13 protein-coding genes are annotated in these 15,938 nt (G+C 71.8%); 12 read left to right on the top strand and 1 reads right to left on the bottom strand.

Annotation, left to right across the window (positions count from 1 at the left end):
* Positions 1-27 precede the first annotated feature (27 nt).
* The 8 genes from ACFVHK_RS05930 (at position 28) to ACFVHK_RS05895 (ending at position 8,942) form a co-directional block, all read left to right on the top strand.
* A complete protein-coding gene (locus ACFVHK_RS05930; protein ID WP_376928023.1) occupies positions 28-1,152 on the top strand; it encodes a GuaB3 family IMP dehydrogenase-related protein in 1,125 nt (374 codons plus the stop codon).
* 197 nt (positions 1,153-1,349) lie between these two features.
* The gene (locus ACFVHK_RS05925; protein WP_207207171.1) at positions 1,350-3,080 is read left to right on the top strand and encodes a glycerol-3-phosphate dehydrogenase/oxidase; all 1,731 of its coding nucleotides are present in this window, start codon (positions 1,350-1,352) and stop codon (positions 3,078-3,080) included.
* 57 nt (positions 3,081-3,137) lie between these two features.
* Entirely contained in the window at positions 3,138-3,953 is an 816-nt protein-coding gene (locus tag ACFVHK_RS05920) for an SURF1 family protein (RefSeq protein WP_376928022.1), read from the top strand.
* A gap of 87 nt (positions 3,954-4,040) precedes the next feature.
* Complete coding sequence (locus tag ACFVHK_RS05915) at positions 4,041-4,553, top strand: DUF3817 domain-containing protein (protein WP_376928021.1); 513 nt, start codon at positions 4,041-4,043, stop codon at positions 4,551-4,553.
* Positions 4,550-6,127 (top strand): glutamine-hydrolyzing GMP synthase, encoded by a 1,578-nt coding sequence (gene guaA, locus ACFVHK_RS05910; protein ID WP_376928020.1) that lies wholly within the window; start codon positions 4,550-4,552, stop codon positions 6,125-6,127. The genes ACFVHK_RS05915 and guaA overlap by 4 nt, the downstream gene beginning before the upstream one ends.
* Before the next feature lie 17 nt (positions 6,128-6,144).
* Positions 6,145-7,089: an L-lactate dehydrogenase gene (locus ACFVHK_RS05905; RefSeq protein WP_129235436.1), complete on the top strand. Its 945-nt coding sequence runs from the start codon at positions 6,145-6,147 to the stop codon at positions 7,087-7,089.
* 103 nt (positions 7,090-7,192) lie between these two features.
* A complete protein-coding gene (locus ACFVHK_RS05900; protein WP_376928019.1) occupies positions 7,193-7,624 on the top strand; it encodes a YciI family protein in 432 nt (143 codons plus the stop codon).
* Between the two features lie 19 nt (positions 7,625-7,643).
* On the top strand, positions 7,644-8,942 hold the full coding sequence (locus ACFVHK_RS05895; RefSeq protein WP_376928316.1) for an RNA polymerase sigma factor: 1,299 nt from the start codon (positions 7,644-7,646) through the stop codon (positions 8,940-8,942).
* A gap of 81 nt (positions 8,943-9,023) precedes the next feature.
* On the opposite strand, the gene ACFVHK_RS05890 is transcribed toward ACFVHK_RS05895, so the two are convergent.
* Complete coding sequence (locus ACFVHK_RS05890; RefSeq protein ID WP_376928018.1) at positions 9,024-9,839, bottom strand: Bax inhibitor-1/YccA family protein; 816 nt, start codon at positions 9,837-9,839, stop codon at positions 9,024-9,026.
* A 160-nt stretch (positions 9,840-9,999) separates the two neighbouring features.
* Between ACFVHK_RS05890 and ACFVHK_RS05885 the strand changes: the two genes are divergently transcribed.
* The 4 genes from ACFVHK_RS05885 (at position 10,000) to ACFVHK_RS05870 (ending at position 15,872) form a co-directional block, all read left to right on the top strand.
* Complete coding sequence (locus ACFVHK_RS05885) at positions 10,000-11,088, top strand: glycerophosphodiester phosphodiesterase family protein (protein WP_376928017.1); 1,089 nt, start codon at positions 10,000-10,002, stop codon at positions 11,086-11,088.
* A gap of 114 nt (positions 11,089-11,202) precedes the next feature.
* On the top strand, positions 11,203-12,732 hold the full coding sequence (locus ACFVHK_RS05880; RefSeq protein ID WP_376928016.1) for a hypothetical protein: 1,530 nt from the start codon (positions 11,203-11,205) through the stop codon (positions 12,730-12,732).
* A 75-nt stretch (positions 12,733-12,807) separates the two neighbouring features.
* On the top strand, positions 12,808-15,309 hold the full coding sequence (locus ACFVHK_RS05875) for an ATP-dependent helicase (protein ID WP_376928015.1): 2,502 nt from the start codon (positions 12,808-12,810) through the stop codon (positions 15,307-15,309).
* Positions 15,306-15,872 carry an NUDIX domain-containing protein gene (locus ACFVHK_RS05870; protein ID WP_376928014.1) on the top strand — a complete coding sequence of 189 codons (567 nt, stop codon included), beginning with the start codon at positions 15,306-15,308 and terminating at the stop codon, positions 15,870-15,872. Before ACFVHK_RS05875 ends, ACFVHK_RS05870 begins: the two co-directional genes overlap by 4 nt.
* Positions 15,873-15,938: the final 66 nt, after the last annotated feature.

Here is a 15,938-nt window from a genome sequence, read left to right as displayed (position 1 = left end):
GTCGGGGCCCTTCGGTAGGGTTGACGGGTGACCCAGGAGATCGAGATCGGCCGCTCCAAGCGGGGCCGTCGCGTCTACGCGTTCGACGACATCGCCATCGTGCCGAGCCGGCGCACCCGCGACCCCGAGGACGTCTCGATCGGCTGGTCGATCGACGCCTACCAGTTCGACATCCCGTTCCTCGCCGCTCCGATGGACTCGGTCGTCTCGCCGCAGACGGCGATCATGATGGGGCAGCTGGGCGGCCTGGGCGTGCTCGACCTCGAGGGTCTCTGGACGCGGTACGAGGACCCGGAGCCGGCGCTCGCCGAGATCCGCAACCTCACCGACGAGCAGGCGACGGCCCGCATGCAGGAGCTGTACTCCGAGCCGATCAAGCCCGACCTCGTCACGGCCCGCCTCGCCGAGGTGCGCGCCGCCGGCGTCACCGTCGCCGGCGCGCTCTCCCCGCAGCGCACGCAGGAGCTCTACGAGACCGTCGTCGCCGCGGGCGTCGACCTCTTCGTGATCCGCGGCACGACGGTCTCCGCCGAGCACGTCTCGAAGAACCAGGAACCGCTGAACCTCAAGAAGTTCATCTACGAGCTCGACGTGCCCGTCATCGTCGGCGGTGCGGCGACCTACACCGCGGCGCTGCACCTCATGCGCACGGGCGCGGCCGGAGTGCTCGTCGGCTTCGGCGGCGGCGCGGCGTCGACCACGCGCACCACGCTCGGCATCCACGCGCCGATGGCGACGGCCGTGGCGGATGTCGCGGGCGCGCGCCGCGACTACCTCGACGAGTCGGGCGGCCGGTACGTGCACGTCATCGCCGACGGCGGCGTCGGTGCGGCCGGCGACATCGTCAAGGCGGTCGCGTGCGGCGCCGACGCGGTCATGCTCGGTGCCGCGCTCGCGCGGGCGACCGACGCACCGGGCGGCGGATGGCACTGGGGCCCGGAGGCGCACCACTCGAAGCTGCCGCGCGGCCAGCGCGTGCAGGTCGGCCAGGTCGCCCCGCTCGAGGAGATCCTCTACGGCCCGGCGCCCGCCGCCGACGGCACGGCGAACCTGGTCGGCGCGCTGCGCAAGTCGATGGCCACGACCGGGTACTCCGACCTCAAGGAGTTCCAGCGCGTCGAGGTCGTCGTCGCGCCGTACCCGTCGGCGTAGTCCCCATCCGCCGGGTTCGTCGCAGCGGCGACGGCCGTCCCCCGCGGTCGCGGCCGCGGTCGCGGTCGACCGTTCCGGCGCCGACTGTCAACCCGCCCGCATCCCCAGCCGATTCCATGGCCCAGCGCGCGGCGCTCGGGTAGCGTTGGGACGGACGGGCGTGGCCGCCGCGGTCCGCCCGGGGATGGGGAGCGACGATGGCGAGACTGAAGACGGTGACGCGTTCGAACAAGCTCGGACCGGAGGAGCGTGAGGCGGCGATCGCACGCCTCAAGGAGAAGGAACTCGACGTCCTCGTGGTCGGCGGTGGCATCGTCGGCACGGGCGCGGCGCTCGACGCCGTGACACGCGGGCTGTCGACCGGACTCCTCGAGGCGAGGGACTGGGCGTCGGGCACCTCGAGCCGATCGTCCAAGCTCGTGCACGGCGGCATCCGCTACCTCGAGCAGCTCGACTTCCGACTCGTGCGCGAGGCGCTCATCGAACGCGGCCTCCTGCTGCAGCGCATCGCGCCGCACCTCGTGAAGCCCGTGCGGTTCCTCTACCCGCTGCAGAAGCGGGTGTTCGAGCGGGTCTACATCGGCGCCGGCATGCTGCTCTACGACATCTTCAGCTACTCGGGCGGACGCCCGCCGGGCGTGCCGCACCACCGGCACCTCTCGAAGCGCCAGGTCATGCGCGCGATCCCGTCGCTCTCGGAGGACGCGCTCGTCGGCGGGCTGACGTACTACGACGCGCAGGTCGACGATGCCCGGTACGTGGCATCCCTCGCCCGCACCGCGTCGTTCTACGGCGCGCACGTCGCGAGCCGGGTCAAGGTCGAGGGCTTCGTGAAGGTGGGCGAGCGCGTGGTGGGCGTCAAGGCCCACGACCTGCAGACCGACGAGCACTTCGAGATCCGTGCGAAGCAGGTCGTGAACGCGACCGGGGTGTGGACCGACGACACGCAGCGCATGGTGGGCGAGCGCGGCACCTTCAAGGTGCGCGCGTCCAAGGGCATCCACCTCGTCGTGCCGCGCGACCGCATCCAGTCGGCCATGGGCATGATCTTCCGCACCGAGAAGAGCGTGCTGTTCGTCATCCCGTGGGGCCGGCACTGGCTGATCGGCACGACCGACACCGACTGGAACCTCGACAAGGCGCACCCGGCGGCGACGGCGGCCGACATCGACTACCTGATCGAGCACGTGAACGCCGTCCTGGCGATCCCGCTCACCCGCGAGGACGTCGAGGGCGTGTTCGCGGGGCTCAGGCCGTTGCTCGCGGGGGAGAGCGAGTCGACGTCGAAGCTCTCGCGCGAGCACGTCGTCGCGCACACGGTGCCCGGGCTCGTCGTCGTCGCCGGCGGCAAGTGGACCACCTACCGGGTCATGGCGAAGGACGCGATCGACGCGGCCGCCGACGCGCTCGACGGTCGCGTGCCCACCTCGACGACCCAGGACATCCCGCTCCTCGGTGCCGAGGGATACCAGGCCGCATGGAACAAGCGCGGCAAGATCGCCCGGGCGTTCGGCGTCCACAAGGTCCGCATCGAGCACCTGCTGAACCGGTACGGCACGCTCACCGACGAGCTCCTCGACCTGATCCGCGAGACCCCCGAACTCGGCGATCCGCTGCCCGGGGCCGACGACTACCTCGGCGCCGAGGTCGTGTACGCCGCCTCGCACGAGGGTGCCCTGCACCTCGACGACGTGCTCGCGCGGCGCACGCGCATCTCGATCGAGGCGTGGGACCGCGGGGTCTCCGCCGCGCCGGTCGCCGCGCGGCTCATGGCGGGCGTGCTCGGCTGGGACGCCGACCGCGAGGCGCTCGAGGTCGAGCGGTACCTGCAGCGCGTCGCCGCGGAACGGGCGTCGCAGGAGCAGCCCGACGACGAGTCGGCCGACCGGGAGCGGCTCGAGGCGCCCGACATCGTGAAGGTCGACTGATCCGCCGAGGCCGCTCGCAGGGGGCGCGCATCCCGCCCGGCTAGAATCTCGGGCGACATGCTCCGGATGATGCTGCGCCCCCGCTGGGTGCTCGCCCTGATCGCTGCGCTCGGCATCGCGGCGGGCTTCGCGCTCCTCGCGCAGTGGCAGGTCGACCGCGCGGTCGAGCAGGCGACCGTGGTCGAGCGACCCACCGAGGACGTGCGCCCCTTCGGCGACGTGGTTCGGCCCGACGGCCCGACCGAGCAGGCCGCGACCGGCCAGCGCGTCTCGGTGACCGGCACGATCGTGCCGGGCGACACGGTGCTCGTGCAGGGCCGCCTCAACGACGGCGTCCCCGGGTGGTGGGTCGTCGCCCACCTCGAGGTGACGGATGCCGCGCCCGGCGGGCTCCCCGTCGCCCTCGGCTGGACGGCCGACGAGGAGACGGCGCGCGCAGCGCTCGCAGAGGTCGATCAGGCTGCGGCGTCCGGCGGCGAGGTCGAGGTCGTCGGCCGGTTCCTCCCGAGCGAGGCGCCCGTGGCGCCCGACGAGGCGGAGGACCCGCAGTCGATGACGACGGTCGCGGTCGCGCACCTGATCAACGTCTGGGCCGACTACGACGACCGGCCCGTGTACTTCGGCTACGTCACCGCAACCGACCCCGTCGCGGGCCTCGAGGCCATCCACTCGCCCCCGCCGCTGCAGGAGTCCGAGCTGAACTGGCTCAACGTGTTCTACGCCGTCGAGTGGGTCGTGTTCGCAGGGTTCGCGGTCTTCCTCTGGTACCGACTCGTGAAGGACGCCGTGCAGCGCGAGCGCGAGGAGGCCGAGCTCGCGGCGGAGGCCGAGGCGACCGCCGCCGCGGCACCGGCCGACGCGGCGCGCGACTGAGCGGGGTTCATCCGACGCGCGCGGCCCTGCGCTGCGCGACATCCGTCGGGGCCATCACCCAGCCGGGCGCCGTTTAGACTGGACGCCATGCCCCTCGAGCCCAAACCGGCTGAATTCCCGCGCATCCGCGGGGCGCTGAAGTTCTACATGATCGCCTCGAACATCACGGGCGTGATGCTGCTGCTGCTCACCGCCGAGATGCTCCTCAAGTACGTGTGGTTCGTCGAGCTGTACGCATTCGGGCCGAACGGGCTGCTGTCGCTCGAGCCCGTGGTGGAGACTCCCGAGGGGCTCGAGTCGACCGGCACGGGCGTGAACCTCTCGACCGGCATCCTCATCGCGCACGGCTGGTTCTACGTCGTGTACCTGTTCAGCAACTTCCGGCTCTGGAGCCTCATGCGCTGGCCGTTCTGGCGCCTGCTGGTCCTGGCCTCCGGCGGCATCGTGCCGTTCCTCTCGTTCTTCCTCGAGGCCCGCATCGGGCGCGAGGTCCGCGACTACCTCGCGGCGCGCGAAGCGGATGCCGCGGCCTCGGCCGCACCCGCTGCGACCGATTCCGACTCCGACACCGATTCCGAGCCCGTGGAGGCCGCCCAGTGAGCGAGACCCAGCAGCGACCCGTCCTCGTCGTGGACTTCGGCGCGCAGTACGCGCAGCTGATCGCGCGACGCGTGCGCGAGGCATCCGTCTACTCCGAGATCGTGCCGCACACGATCACGGCCGACGAGGTCCGCGCGAAGGACCCGGTCGGGATCGTGCTCTCGGGCGGACCCTCGTCGGTGTACGAGCCGGGTGCGCCCTCGCTCGACCCGGGCATCCTCGAACTCGGCGTTCCGACGCTGGGCATCTGCTACGGCTTCCAGGTCATGGCGCAGCAGCTCGGCGGCGAGGTGGCCCGCACCGGCCACCGCGAGTACGGCTCGACGGCCGCGACCGTGCGCGTCGACGACCGGAACACCCTGCTCGGCGGCCAGCCCGAGCACCAGACCGTGTGGATGAGCCACGGCGACTCCGTCGCCGTCGCCCCCGAGGGGTTCGACGTGCTCGCGTCGACCGCGACCACCCCCGTCGCGGCGTTCGCGAGCGACGAGCAGGGCTTCTACGGCGTGCAGTGGCACCCCGAGGTCAAGCACTCGCCGTTCGGACAGGACGTCATCGAGAACTTCCTGCACCGCGCCGCGGGGATCCCCGCCGACTGGAACTCGGGCAACGTGATCGCCGAGCAGGTCGAGCGCATCCGCGCCCAGGTCGGGTCGGCGCGCGTGATCTCGGCCCTCTCGGGCGGCGTCGACTCGGCGGTGTCGACGGCGCTCGTGCACGAGGCCGTCGGCGACCAGCTGACCGCCGTCTTCGTCGACCACGGCCTGCTCCGCAAGGGCGAGCGCGAGCAGGTCCAGGAGGACTACGTCGCCGCGACCGGCGTGCGCCTCGTGACCGTCGACGCGGCCGACACGTTCCTCGACGCGCTCGCCGGGGTCACCGACCCCGAGGAGAAGCGCAAGATCATCGGGCGCGAGTTCATCCGCGCCTTCGAGCAGGCCGAGCGCGACCTCATCGCCGAGGCGGCGGCCGAGGGCGAGCCGGTGAGGTTCCTCGTCCAGGGCACGCTCTACCCCGACGTCGTCGAGTCGGGCGGCGGCACGGGCACCGCGAACATCAAGAGCCACCACAACGTCGGCGGCCTGCCGGAAGACCTGCAGTTCGAGCTCGTCGAGCCGCTCCGCACCCTCTTCAAGGACGAGGTGCGCGCGATCGGCCGCGAGCTCGGGCTGCCCGAGGTCATCGTCGGCCGCCAGCCGTTCCCCGGACCCGGCCTCGGCATCCGCATCGTCGGCGAGGTCACGCGCGAGCGCCTCGAGGTGCTGCGCGACGCCGACGCCATCGCGCGGGCCGAGCTCACCGCGGCCGGGCTCGACGACGAGATCTGGCAGTGCCCGGTCGTGCTGCTCGCCGACGTGCGCTCGGTCGGCGTCCAGGGCGACGGCCGCACCTACGGCCACCCGATCGTGCTGCGGCCCGTCTCGTCGGAGGACGCGATGACGGCCGACTGGACCCGCGTGCCCTTCGACGTGCTCGCCAAGATCTCCAACCGCATCACCAACGAGGTGCCCGAGGTCAACCGGGTCGTGCTCGACGTCACGTCGAAGCCGCCGGGGACCATCGAGTGGGAGTGAGGCGCTAGCCTGACCGCATGCCGGTCATCGAGAACTCGAAGCTCAGCGTCATCGGAGCGGGCAGCGTGGGTGCGAGCCTCGTGTACGCCTCGCTCATCCGGGAGTCCGCGAACCAGATCGCGCTGTACGACATCGCGGAGGAGAAGGTCGAAGCCGAGGTGCTCGACCTCGCGCACGGCACCCAGTTCACGCGCTCGAGCGTGATGGGCGGTGCCGACCTCGACGTCGTCGCGGGCTCGCACGTCGTCGTCATCACGGCGGGGGCGAAGCAGCAGCCCGGGCAGAGCCGGATGGAGCTCGCCGGAACGAACGTCGGGATCCTCGAACGTCTCCTGCCCCAGCTGCTCGAGCGCGCGCCCGACGCGATCTACGTGCTCGTGACGAACCCCGTCGACGTGCTCACGGTCGCGGCCCGGCAGATCAGCGGGCTGCCGGCGGAGCGGGTCATCGGGTCGGGCACGGTGCTCGACACGTCGCGCCTGCGATGGCTGCTCGCGAAGCGCGCGGGCGTCATGACGTCGAGCGTGCACGCCGACATCGTGGGCGAGCACGGCGACACCGAGTTCCCGCTGTGGTCGAACGCGCGCATCGGACCGGTGCCGATCCTGGACTGGACGGGCGGCGAGCGGTTCTCGATCGACGAGCTCGACGGCATCGCGTCCGAGGTCCGCAACGCGGCCTACACCGTCATCCGCGGCAAGGGCGCGACGAACTACGCCATCGGCCTCTCCGGTGCGCGGATCGTCGAGGCGCTGCTCGACGACGAGCACGCGGTGCTCCCCGTGTCGACCGTGCACTCCGGTGCGTTCGGGCTCGACGGGGTCGCGCTCTCGATGCCGTCCGTGGTGGGCGGCAACGGGGCGTTCCCGATCGCCGAGACGCCCATGTCGGAGACCGAGGCGGGGCTGCTCGCGGCATCCGGCGACGCGATCAGGGCGACCATGCAGACCCTCGGGCTCTGAGTTCGAAGATCTCCGGGCGCTCGTGTCGATCCGGGCGCTTCCCGTTCGACGTCATCAGTGAGAGGGTCGAGACGCGACCCGGACACGCGAGGAGCATCCCATCATGCCGAAGTACATGCTGATCATGCGGGCCGACGACCGAGCCGTCGAGGCCTACCAGGACATCCCGTTCGAGCAGGTCATCGAGGCCATGGGCCGATACAACGAGGAGATGATGAAGGCCGGCGTCATGCTCGCCGGCGAGGGCCTCTCCGACGCGAGCGAGGGCTTCGTCGTCGACTTCGACGCCGAGCCGCCGCTGGTCACCGACGGTCCGTACGGCGAGACCAAGGAGCTCTTCAACGGCTTCTGGATCCTCGAGGTCGCCTCGAAGGAGGAGGCCGCGGAGTGGGCCAAGCGGTGCCCGCTCGGTCCCGGGTCCAAGCTCGAGGTGCGCCGGGTGACCGAGCTCGACGACTTCCCGCAGGACAACGAGTGGATCCAGAAGGAGGCGGGCTGGCGCGAGGAGCAGGCGCAGCGCGCCGCCGGGGCGTGAGCCGCGCCATCCGCCCGTGATCGACGAGACGGATGCCGAGGCGGCGCGCCCGACGGACCCCGAGTCCGCCCGGCGCGCCGTCGCGGCCGTCTGGCGCCGCGAGTCGGCCCGGATCGTCGCGACCCTGACGCGGGCCGTCGGCGACTTCGCGCTCGCCGAGGACCTCGCGCAGGACGCGCTCGCCGAGGCGCTCGCGCAGTGGCCCACGTCCGGCGTCCCCTCGAACCCGGGTGCGTGGCTCACCGCGGTCGCCAAGCGCCGCGCCATCGACGGCTGGCGGCGTCGCGAGCGCTACGACGAGCGGCTCGCGGCGATCGCGCACGACCTCGAGCGCGAGCGGGCCGAGGCGACGGATGCCGCGGGCGGCCTGCCGTACGACCCCGACGCGATCGACGACGACGTCCTCCGACTCGTGTTCGTGTCGTGCCATCCGGTGCTCTCGCGCGAGGCGCGCGTCGCGCTGACGCTCCGCGTCGTGGGCGGCCTCACGACGGAGGAGATCGCGCGGGCCTTCCTCACCCCCGTCTCGACCGTGCAGCAGCGCATCGTGCGGGCGAAGAAGACGCTCGGCGCGGCGGGCGTGCCGTTCGAGGTGCCGCCCCGCGACGAGTTCCCCGAGCGACTCGGCACGGTGCTCGGCGTGCTCTACCTCGTGTTCAACGAGGGCCACTCCGCGTCGGCGGGGGAGGACCTCATGCGGCCCGAGCTCAGCAGGGAGGCGTTGCGGCTGGCCCGCGTGCTCGCGGCACTCGTGCCGCGCGAACCCGAGGCGCACGGGCTGGTGGCGCTCATGGAGCTCACGGCGGCGCGATTCCCCGCGCGGCTCGACGCCCACGGCGACCCGGTGCTGCTCGGCGACCAGGACCGGCGGCGGTGGGACCGCTCCGCGATCACGCGCGGACGCGCGGCGCTGACGCGGGCGGACGCGATCGGCCGCGGGCGCGGGCCGTACGCCCTGCAGGCGGCGATCGCCGAGCAGCACGATGTCGCGGCATCCGTCGACGACACCGACTGGCCCGTGATCGTCGCCCTCTACGAGGCGCTCGGCCGGGTCGCGCCGTCGCCCGTGGTCGAGCTCAACCGGGCCGTGGCCGTCGCGATGGCCGAGGGCCCAGCGGCAGGGCTCGCGCTCGTCGACGAGCTGGCCGCCGACGGCCGGCTGGCTCGATACCACCCGCTGCACGCCGTTCGCGCGGAACTCCTCGAACGCCTCGACCGCCTCGATGAGGCGCGCGAGGCGTTCGCGGAGGCTGCGCGCCTGACCGCGAACGAGCGCGAACGCGCGGTGCTGCTCGCCCGCGCGGCGACCCGCCGCTGAGCAGCCCGCACGACGCACCCGGGAACGCGGAACGGGCCGCCCCCGAGGGGACGGCCCGTTCGCGTGTGCGGTCGGTGGGCGCTAGTCGCGCGCGATCGCGAGGATGCGCAGGATCTCGAGGTAGAGCCAGATGACCGTGACCATGATGCCGAAGGCGCCGGTCCAGCCGTACTTCCTCGGGGCCCGGTTGCGCACGCCCTGCTGGATGAAGTCGAAGTCGAGCACGAGCGAGTACGCGGCCATGATGACCACGAGGATGCCGATCACCAGGCCGAACGGGATGGAGGTGCCCGGGATGTCGGCACCGCGGAGGCCCCACGGGTCGTCGGTGGCGCCGAACAGGATCAGACCCATGTTCACGAGGGAGAACACGAGGTAGCCGACCATCGCGACGAGGAAGATCTTGGTGGCCTTCTTCGATGCCCGGATCTTGCCCGAGGCGAAGAGGGCGAGGGTCACGCCGACGACCACGAGCGTGGCGATCACGGCCTGGGCGACGATGCCGCCGCCGAAGGCCATCTCGTACCACGCCGAGATGCCGCCGACGAAGACGCCCTGGACGCCCGCGTACGCGAGGATGAGCGCGGGCGACGGCTCCTTCTTGAAGATGTTGACGAGCGCGAGCACGAAGCCGATGAGGCCGGCGCCGATCCAGAGGAACGGGAGGGACTGGGCCGTGAGCCAGCCGATCGCCGCGCCGACGAGCAGCACGCCGAAGGCGGCGGCGGACTTCGCGATCGAGTCCTCGATCGTCATGACGTCGCGGTCGGGGAGCGTGGCGGGCTGGTTGTACATGTCCTGCAGCTGCTGGGCGGACATGTCCTGTGCGACAGCCACCGCCCCCTGGCCGGAGGTGAACGCCTCATTGCGTGAGAAGGCGGGGTTGTTGAGAGCCATTGCTGTGGTTCCTCTGCTTTCGGCTTTCCGTCGTGTGGAGGGGAATCGTGCGACCTGGCGGCCGCGTCCCTCAAATCTACCCGCTCCGACCGGGTCAACGCCGTGAAATCCCCCGGCATTCCGGGGCGGATGCCGCTTCGGCCCTCGCTACGCTTGCCCCATGCTGCGCGATCTCGCCGAGCGTCCGTTCGTGATCGGGCATCGCGGTGCGTCCGGATACCGTCCCGAGCACACCGAGGCGGCGTACCTGATGGCGTTCGCGCTCGGTGCAGATGCGATCGAGCCCGACCTCGTGGCCACGCGCGACGGCGTGCTCGTCCTGCGACACGAGAACGAGATCTCGGGGACGACCGACGTCGCCTCGCGCGCCGAGTTCGCGTCGCGTCGCACCACGCGCGAGGTCGACGGGCGGCCGCTCACGGGCTGGTTCACGGAGGACTTCACGTGGGCCGAGCTCTCGACCCTCCGCGCGACGGAGCGGCTCGGCGGCATCCGCCCGCACAGCGCCAGCTTCGACGGGCGCTACCCGATCCTGCGCTTCCGCGACCTCCTGGGGCTGCTGGACGCCGCGACCGACGAGTCGCGGCGGATCATCAGGCTCGTCGCGGAGTTCAAGCACGCGACCCACTTCGCCGCGCTCGGCCTGCCGCTCGAGGAGCTGTTCGCCGCCGAGCTCTCGGCGGCCGGCTGGGGGCGCGGCGACGACCGGATCGTCTCGGAGTCGTTCGAACCCGGACTGCTCGACCGGCTCGTCCTGGCGGGCGTGCGCGGCACTCGCGTGCTCCTCATCGAGGACCGCGGTGCGCCGTACGACCTGGTCGCGTCCGACGGATCGGCGGCGAAGCGCTACGACGCGTTCGTGAGCGAGCGCGGCCTGCTCGAGCTCGGCGGGATCGTGCACGGCGTCAGCGTCGGCAAGGGGCGCCTCGTCGGCGGCGGGCGTGGAGCCGAGGTGGGCGCGGAGGTCGCGACCGCGCGCCGAGCGCGCCCCGACGCCGCCCTGCGCGGGTCCGACCTCGTCGACGCCGCGCACGCGGCGGGCCTCGCGGTGTACACGTGGACCCTGCGCCCCGAGAACCGCTTCCTCGCGCCCGAGTTCCGGCGGGGCGCGTCGCGGAGCGCGTGGGGCGACTGGCTCGGCGAGTTCACGCGGATCATGGACACGGGCGTCGACGGCGTGTTCGTCGACCACCCCGACCTCGGCTTCGAGGCACGTGCCGCGTACTTCGACTCCGAGTACCTTCCCTGACGCCCGCCTCCGGCGCAGCGACGTGCGGGCCACCCGGACGGGGACCTTGTCGCTCGCCCGGCCGGATGGGAGCCTTGGGCCGGATGCACCCACGAGCCGGTCCGAGGGGGTCCGATGACGGGGAACTCGAGGTGGAGGGCACCAGTCCTCGCCGCCGCCGCGATCGTCGCGGTGGTCGCGGCGATCACGCCGGCACCGGCGTACGCCTACGAGACGTCGGCGTACTCGCACGACGCCCATCCGAAGGCACTCCACGAGGACTGGATGGCGGGCCTGCCGGACGACCTCCGGCTGAGCGAGCTCTCGCTCCCCGGGACGCACGACTCCGGGGCGTCGAAGTTCGGCGGCGACATCACGTTCACGCAGAGCATGGGCTTCAGCGACCAGCTCGCCGCCGGCATCCGCGCCCTCGACATCCGGGTCGGCGAGAACGGCGTGTGCCCGCTCGACATCTTCCACGGCATCGACTGCCAGTTCACGCCCTACGGCGAGGTGGTGGCCGATCTCGTGGAGTTCCTCGACGAGCATCCGAGCGAGACCATCGTGACCCGGGTCAAGAACGAGCACGGGAACCCGTCGTTCGCCGAGGTGAAGGCGCTCCTCGAGGGGCACTACTACGACGGCACCGACACGGACCCGGAGCTCGGCGACCTGCGCGGGAAGATCGTGGTCTACGTGGAGGACTTCGACCCGATCGGCCCGTTCTCGTGGTCGGACGCGAACCTCGACATCGAGGACCACTTCAAGCTGGACACCGAGCGCGACCTCGCGGTGAAGTGGACCGAGTACGTCGCCCCGCACCTGGCCGAGGCGGATCGGGTCGCCGACGACCCGGCCGGCCGGATCTTCATCACGTTCACGTCGGCTGCGGACGGCGGGTTCCCGTACTTCTACGCCAGCGGGCACTCGTCGCCTGCGACGGACGCCGACCAGCTGCTGACCGGCTGGACGCGAGGGCACATCGACTCCTGCAAGCACGACTCGAAGTGCCTGCGCGAGTACCCGAGCGTCAACTGCTTCCTCGGGACCTGCTCGGTCGAGTTCGTCGGGCTGAACCAGCTGACGATGGACTACGTGCGGACGACGGTCCGCGACCGGGCGGGCATCGTGTACAGCGACTTCCCGGGGCCGGGCCTCATCGAGGCGGTCATCGCGCTGAACGTGCCCGGGAGCGACCTTCCCGACGACGGATCGCCGCACGACGTCGTCCACGTGCTGCAGTCCGCGCTCGATCGCGACGAGCTCACGCCCCGCCAGGCGCGGCTCGCGGCGCGCGTGATCGCCGACCTGTGGGGTTCGGGGAAGGGCAGCGGCGGATGGCAGGACCTCGCCGCGAGGTCCGCGGTGCTCCCCGCGCTGACGAGGCTGGCCGACGCGGTCGACGCCCTCGACGCGCTCGATGCGGACGGGCTCGACACGTCGGCGTTGCAGGGCTGGCTCGCGGACGCCGCGGCCGACCTCGCCGTGCCCGCCGTCGCCGAGGCCGGGTCGACGCTCACCGGGGCGTCCGCCGCCCGGCGGATCGACGCGGCCGAAGCACGGCTCGCGGAGGGCGACGCCGCCCGAGCATCCGACCGGCCCGCGGACGCCGTCGACGCGTACCTCGCGGCCGTCCGCACCGTCGGACCGACGACGCGGCGCTGAGCCGCGTCGATCGCCTCGGTGCGCCGCGGACCCGGCGCCCGTGCTGTCGGACGGCGCGCCTAGACTTGTCGGGACATGACGCTGATCCTCGACCCCGACGACCCCACCGGCTGGCGCGAGGCGCCCGGCGCGGCCGACCGCGAGCACGCCGACGAGGCCCGCGGCGCCGGCCACGCGGCATCCGATCGACTGACCGCCGGGCTCAACCCGCAGCAGCGCGAGGCGGTCGAGTACCGCGGTCAGGCGCTGCTCATCGTCGCGGGCGCAGGGTCGGGCAAGACGCGCGTGCTCACGCACCGCATCGCGAGCCTCATCGACGGGCGCGAGGCGTGGCCGAGCCAGATCCTCGCGATCACGTTCACCAACAAGGCCGCCGCCGAGATGCGCGAGCGCGTCGAGGCGCTGCTCGGCGAGGCCGCGGGCGGCATGTGGATCTCGACGTTCCACTCGGCGTGCGTGCGCATCCTCCGCCGCGAGGCCGAGGCGATCGGGCTGAGCTCGACGTTCACGATCTACGATTCGGCCGACCAGCGCACCATCCTGAAGCGCATCATCAAGGAACTGGACGCCGACACGCTCGGCTTCACGCCCGCCAGCGCGCAGGCGAAGATCTCCAAGCTCAAGAACGAGTTGAGCGACGTCGAGTCGTACGCGCGGAACGTCAACACGAACGATCCGAACGACGTCATGTTCCTCGAGATCTTCCGCCAGTACACGAGGCGGCTGCGCGACGCGAGCGCCCTCGACTTCGACGACCTGATCAGCGAGACCGTCTACCTGTTCCGGGCGTTCCCGAGGGTCGCGGCGCTGTACCAGCGGCGGTTCCGGCACATCCTCGTCGACGAGTACCAGGACACGAACCACGCGCAGTACGCGCTGATCCGCGAGTTCACGAGGCCGGTCGAGCCCGACGTCGTCGCCGAGCTCGACGAGCACGGCGTGCTCGTGCGGGGCATGACGGATGCCACGGGCGCGATCCCCGGGGCATCCCTCACGGTCGTCGGCGACTCCGACCAGTCGATCTATGCGTTCCGCGGCGCCGACATCCGGAACATCGTCGAGTTCGAGCGCGACTTCCCGGGCGCGAAGGTCGTGCTGCTCGAGCAGAACTACCGGTCGACGCAGAACATCCTCTCGGCCGCGAACGCGGTCATCTCGAACAACTTCGACCGCAAGGACAAGAAGCTCTGGACGGCCGACGGCGACGGCGACAAGATCACCGGCTACACGGGGTACTCGGCCCACGACGAGGCGCAGTTCGTGGCCGACGAGATCGAGGCGCTGCACCGTGCGGGCGTCGCCTACCGCGACATCGCCGTGTTCTACCGCACCAACGCGCAGACGCGCGCGCTGGAGGAGATCTTCGTGCGGTCGGCGCTGCCGTACCGCGTGGTCGGCGGCACGAAGTTCTACGAGCGCGCCGAGATCAAGGACGCGATGGCCTACCTCATCGCCGTCGCGAACCCGCTCGACGAGCTCGCCATCCGCCGCATCCTGAACACGCCGAAGCGCGGCATCGGCCCGGCGACCGAGACCGCGATCGCGAGCTTCGCCGAGCAGAACGACCTCTCGTTCCGGCAGGCGATGCGCGCGGCGGACGGCCTGGGGCTGGGGCCGAAGGTCACGAAGGCGATCCTCGACCTCGCGAACCTGCTCGACGCGGCCGCAGCGATGCTGGTCCCCTCGCAGAAGGGCATCGACGAGGGCACGAACGAGGGCGCGTCGAAGGTGTCCGACGTGCTCGCGTTCCTCATCGAGGGGTCGAAGCTCGTCGAGACGCTCCGCACGAGCCGCGACCCGCAGGACGAGACGCGGGCCGAGAACGTCGAGGAGCTGCTCGCCCAGACGAAGGACTTCGACCGCGAGAACCCCGGGGCCAGCCTCGTCGACTTCCTGACGCAGGTCTCCCTCGTCGCGGCCGCCGACGAGCTCGACGACGCGTCGGGCACCGTCTCGCTCATGACCCTGCACACCGCGAAGGGCCTCGAGTACCACGCGGTGTTCCTCACCGGGATCGAGGAGGGGCTGCTGCCGCACCAGATGTCGGCCTCCGAACCCGGCGGTCCGGCCGAGGAGCGACGCCTGTTCTACGTCGGCATCACGCGGGCGCGCAAGCGCCTGTACCTCTCGCTCGCCATGAGCCGCGCGCAGTTCGGCGAGGTCTCCGTCGCGATGCCGAGCCGCTACCTGCAGGAGATCCCCGACGAGCTCATCGACTGGAAGCAGTCGCCCGGCATGGCGACGAGTCGCGGCGGCACGCAGCCCCGCGCCCTGAACGCCCGCCGCGGCGGTGCGGGCGGCGGCGCGTGGGGCACGCGCGACCGCGACCTCGAGCGGTTCAGCGTCACGAAGTCGGCGGCGCCGAAGACCGAGTGGGCGAACCGGGTCACGGGCACGGTGCGCGACAACGGCGACCTCACGCTCGAGGCGGGCGACCGCATCCGCCACACCGATTTCGGCGAGGGCACCGTCCGCCAGGTGACCGGCGAGGGCACCAAGCGCATCGCGCACGTCGCCTTCGACACCGCCGGCCAGAAGAAGCTGCTCATCAAGATCGCCCCGATCGAGAAGCTGTGACCTGGCCGATCCGCGGGCACCGCACCGTCTACGAGAACCCCTGGATCCGGGTCGTCGAGGACGACGTGATCCGGCCCGACGGCAGCGAGGGCATCTACGGCGTCGTCGAGATGCGGCACGCCGCGGTGTTCGTCGTCGCGTTGACCGACGCCGACGAGGTCCTCCTCGTCACGGTCGATCGGCACACCGTGGGTCGATCGATCGAGGTGCCCGCGGGCGGGTCGGACGGGGAGGACCCGCTCGTCGCGGCGCGGCGCGAACTCGTAGAGGAGACCGGGTTCGAGGCCGACGACTGGCGCGAGATCGGTGCGATGAGCGCGCTGAACGGCATCTGCCGCGCACCCGAGTCCGTCTGGCTCGCGACGGGCCTGCGCCCAGCTGCGGCCCGAGCGCACGGCGACCCGCACGGCCACGCGCACGGCCAGGTCGAGGAGGGCATCCACGAGGTGCGCGCGGTCCCGTGGGCCGAGGTCATGCGGATGGTCCGGGACGGTGAGATCGGCGACGGCGAGAGCGTCGCGGCGCTCATGTACGCCGCCCTCGCGCTCGGCCGCGTGGCCTGATCCGTTCCCAGCGAGCCCATAGGCATCGCATCGTTGGTCGATAGCCCCCGGGCGCACCATCGGGAG

Source organism: Agromyces binzhouensis, from assembly GCF_042672355.1.
GTDB lineage: Bacteria > Actinomycetota > Actinomycetes > Actinomycetales > Microbacteriaceae > Agromyces > Agromyces binzhouensis.
Note: the sequence above shows the minus strand (reverse complement) of the source record. Positions and strands in the feature narration are given on the sequence as shown.

Coding starts and splice junctions, on each gene's coding strand:
- ACFVHK_RS05925 (WP_207207171.1), top strand. CDS start 1,350: ATGGCGAGACTGAAGACGGTGACGCGTTCGAACAAGCTCGGACCGGAG.
- ACFVHK_RS05920 (WP_376928022.1), top strand. CDS start 3,138: ATGCTCCGGATGATGCTGCGCCCCCGCTGGGTGCTCGCCCTGATCGCT.
- ACFVHK_RS05915 (WP_376928021.1), top strand. CDS start 4,041: ATGCCCCTCGAGCCCAAACCGGCTGAATTCCCGCGCATCCGCGGGGCG.
- ACFVHK_RS05905 (WP_129235436.1), top strand. CDS start 6,145: ATGCCGGTCATCGAGAACTCGAAGCTCAGCGTCATCGGAGCGGGCAGC.
- ACFVHK_RS05900 (WP_376928019.1), top strand. CDS start 7,193: ATGCCGAAGTACATGCTGATCATGCGGGCCGACGACCGAGCCGTCGAG.
- ACFVHK_RS05890 (WP_376928018.1), bottom strand. CDS start 9,839: ATGGCTCTCAACAACCCCGCCTTCTCACGCAATGAGGCGTTCACCTCC.
- ACFVHK_RS05885 (WP_376928017.1), top strand. CDS start 10,000: ATGCTGCGCGATCTCGCCGAGCGTCCGTTCGTGATCGGGCATCGCGGT.
- ACFVHK_RS05880 (WP_376928016.1), top strand. CDS start 11,203: ATGACGGGGAACTCGAGGTGGAGGGCACCAGTCCTCGCCGCCGCCGCG.
- ACFVHK_RS05875 (WP_376928015.1), top strand. CDS start 12,808: ATGACGCTGATCCTCGACCCCGACGACCCCACCGGCTGGCGCGAGGCG.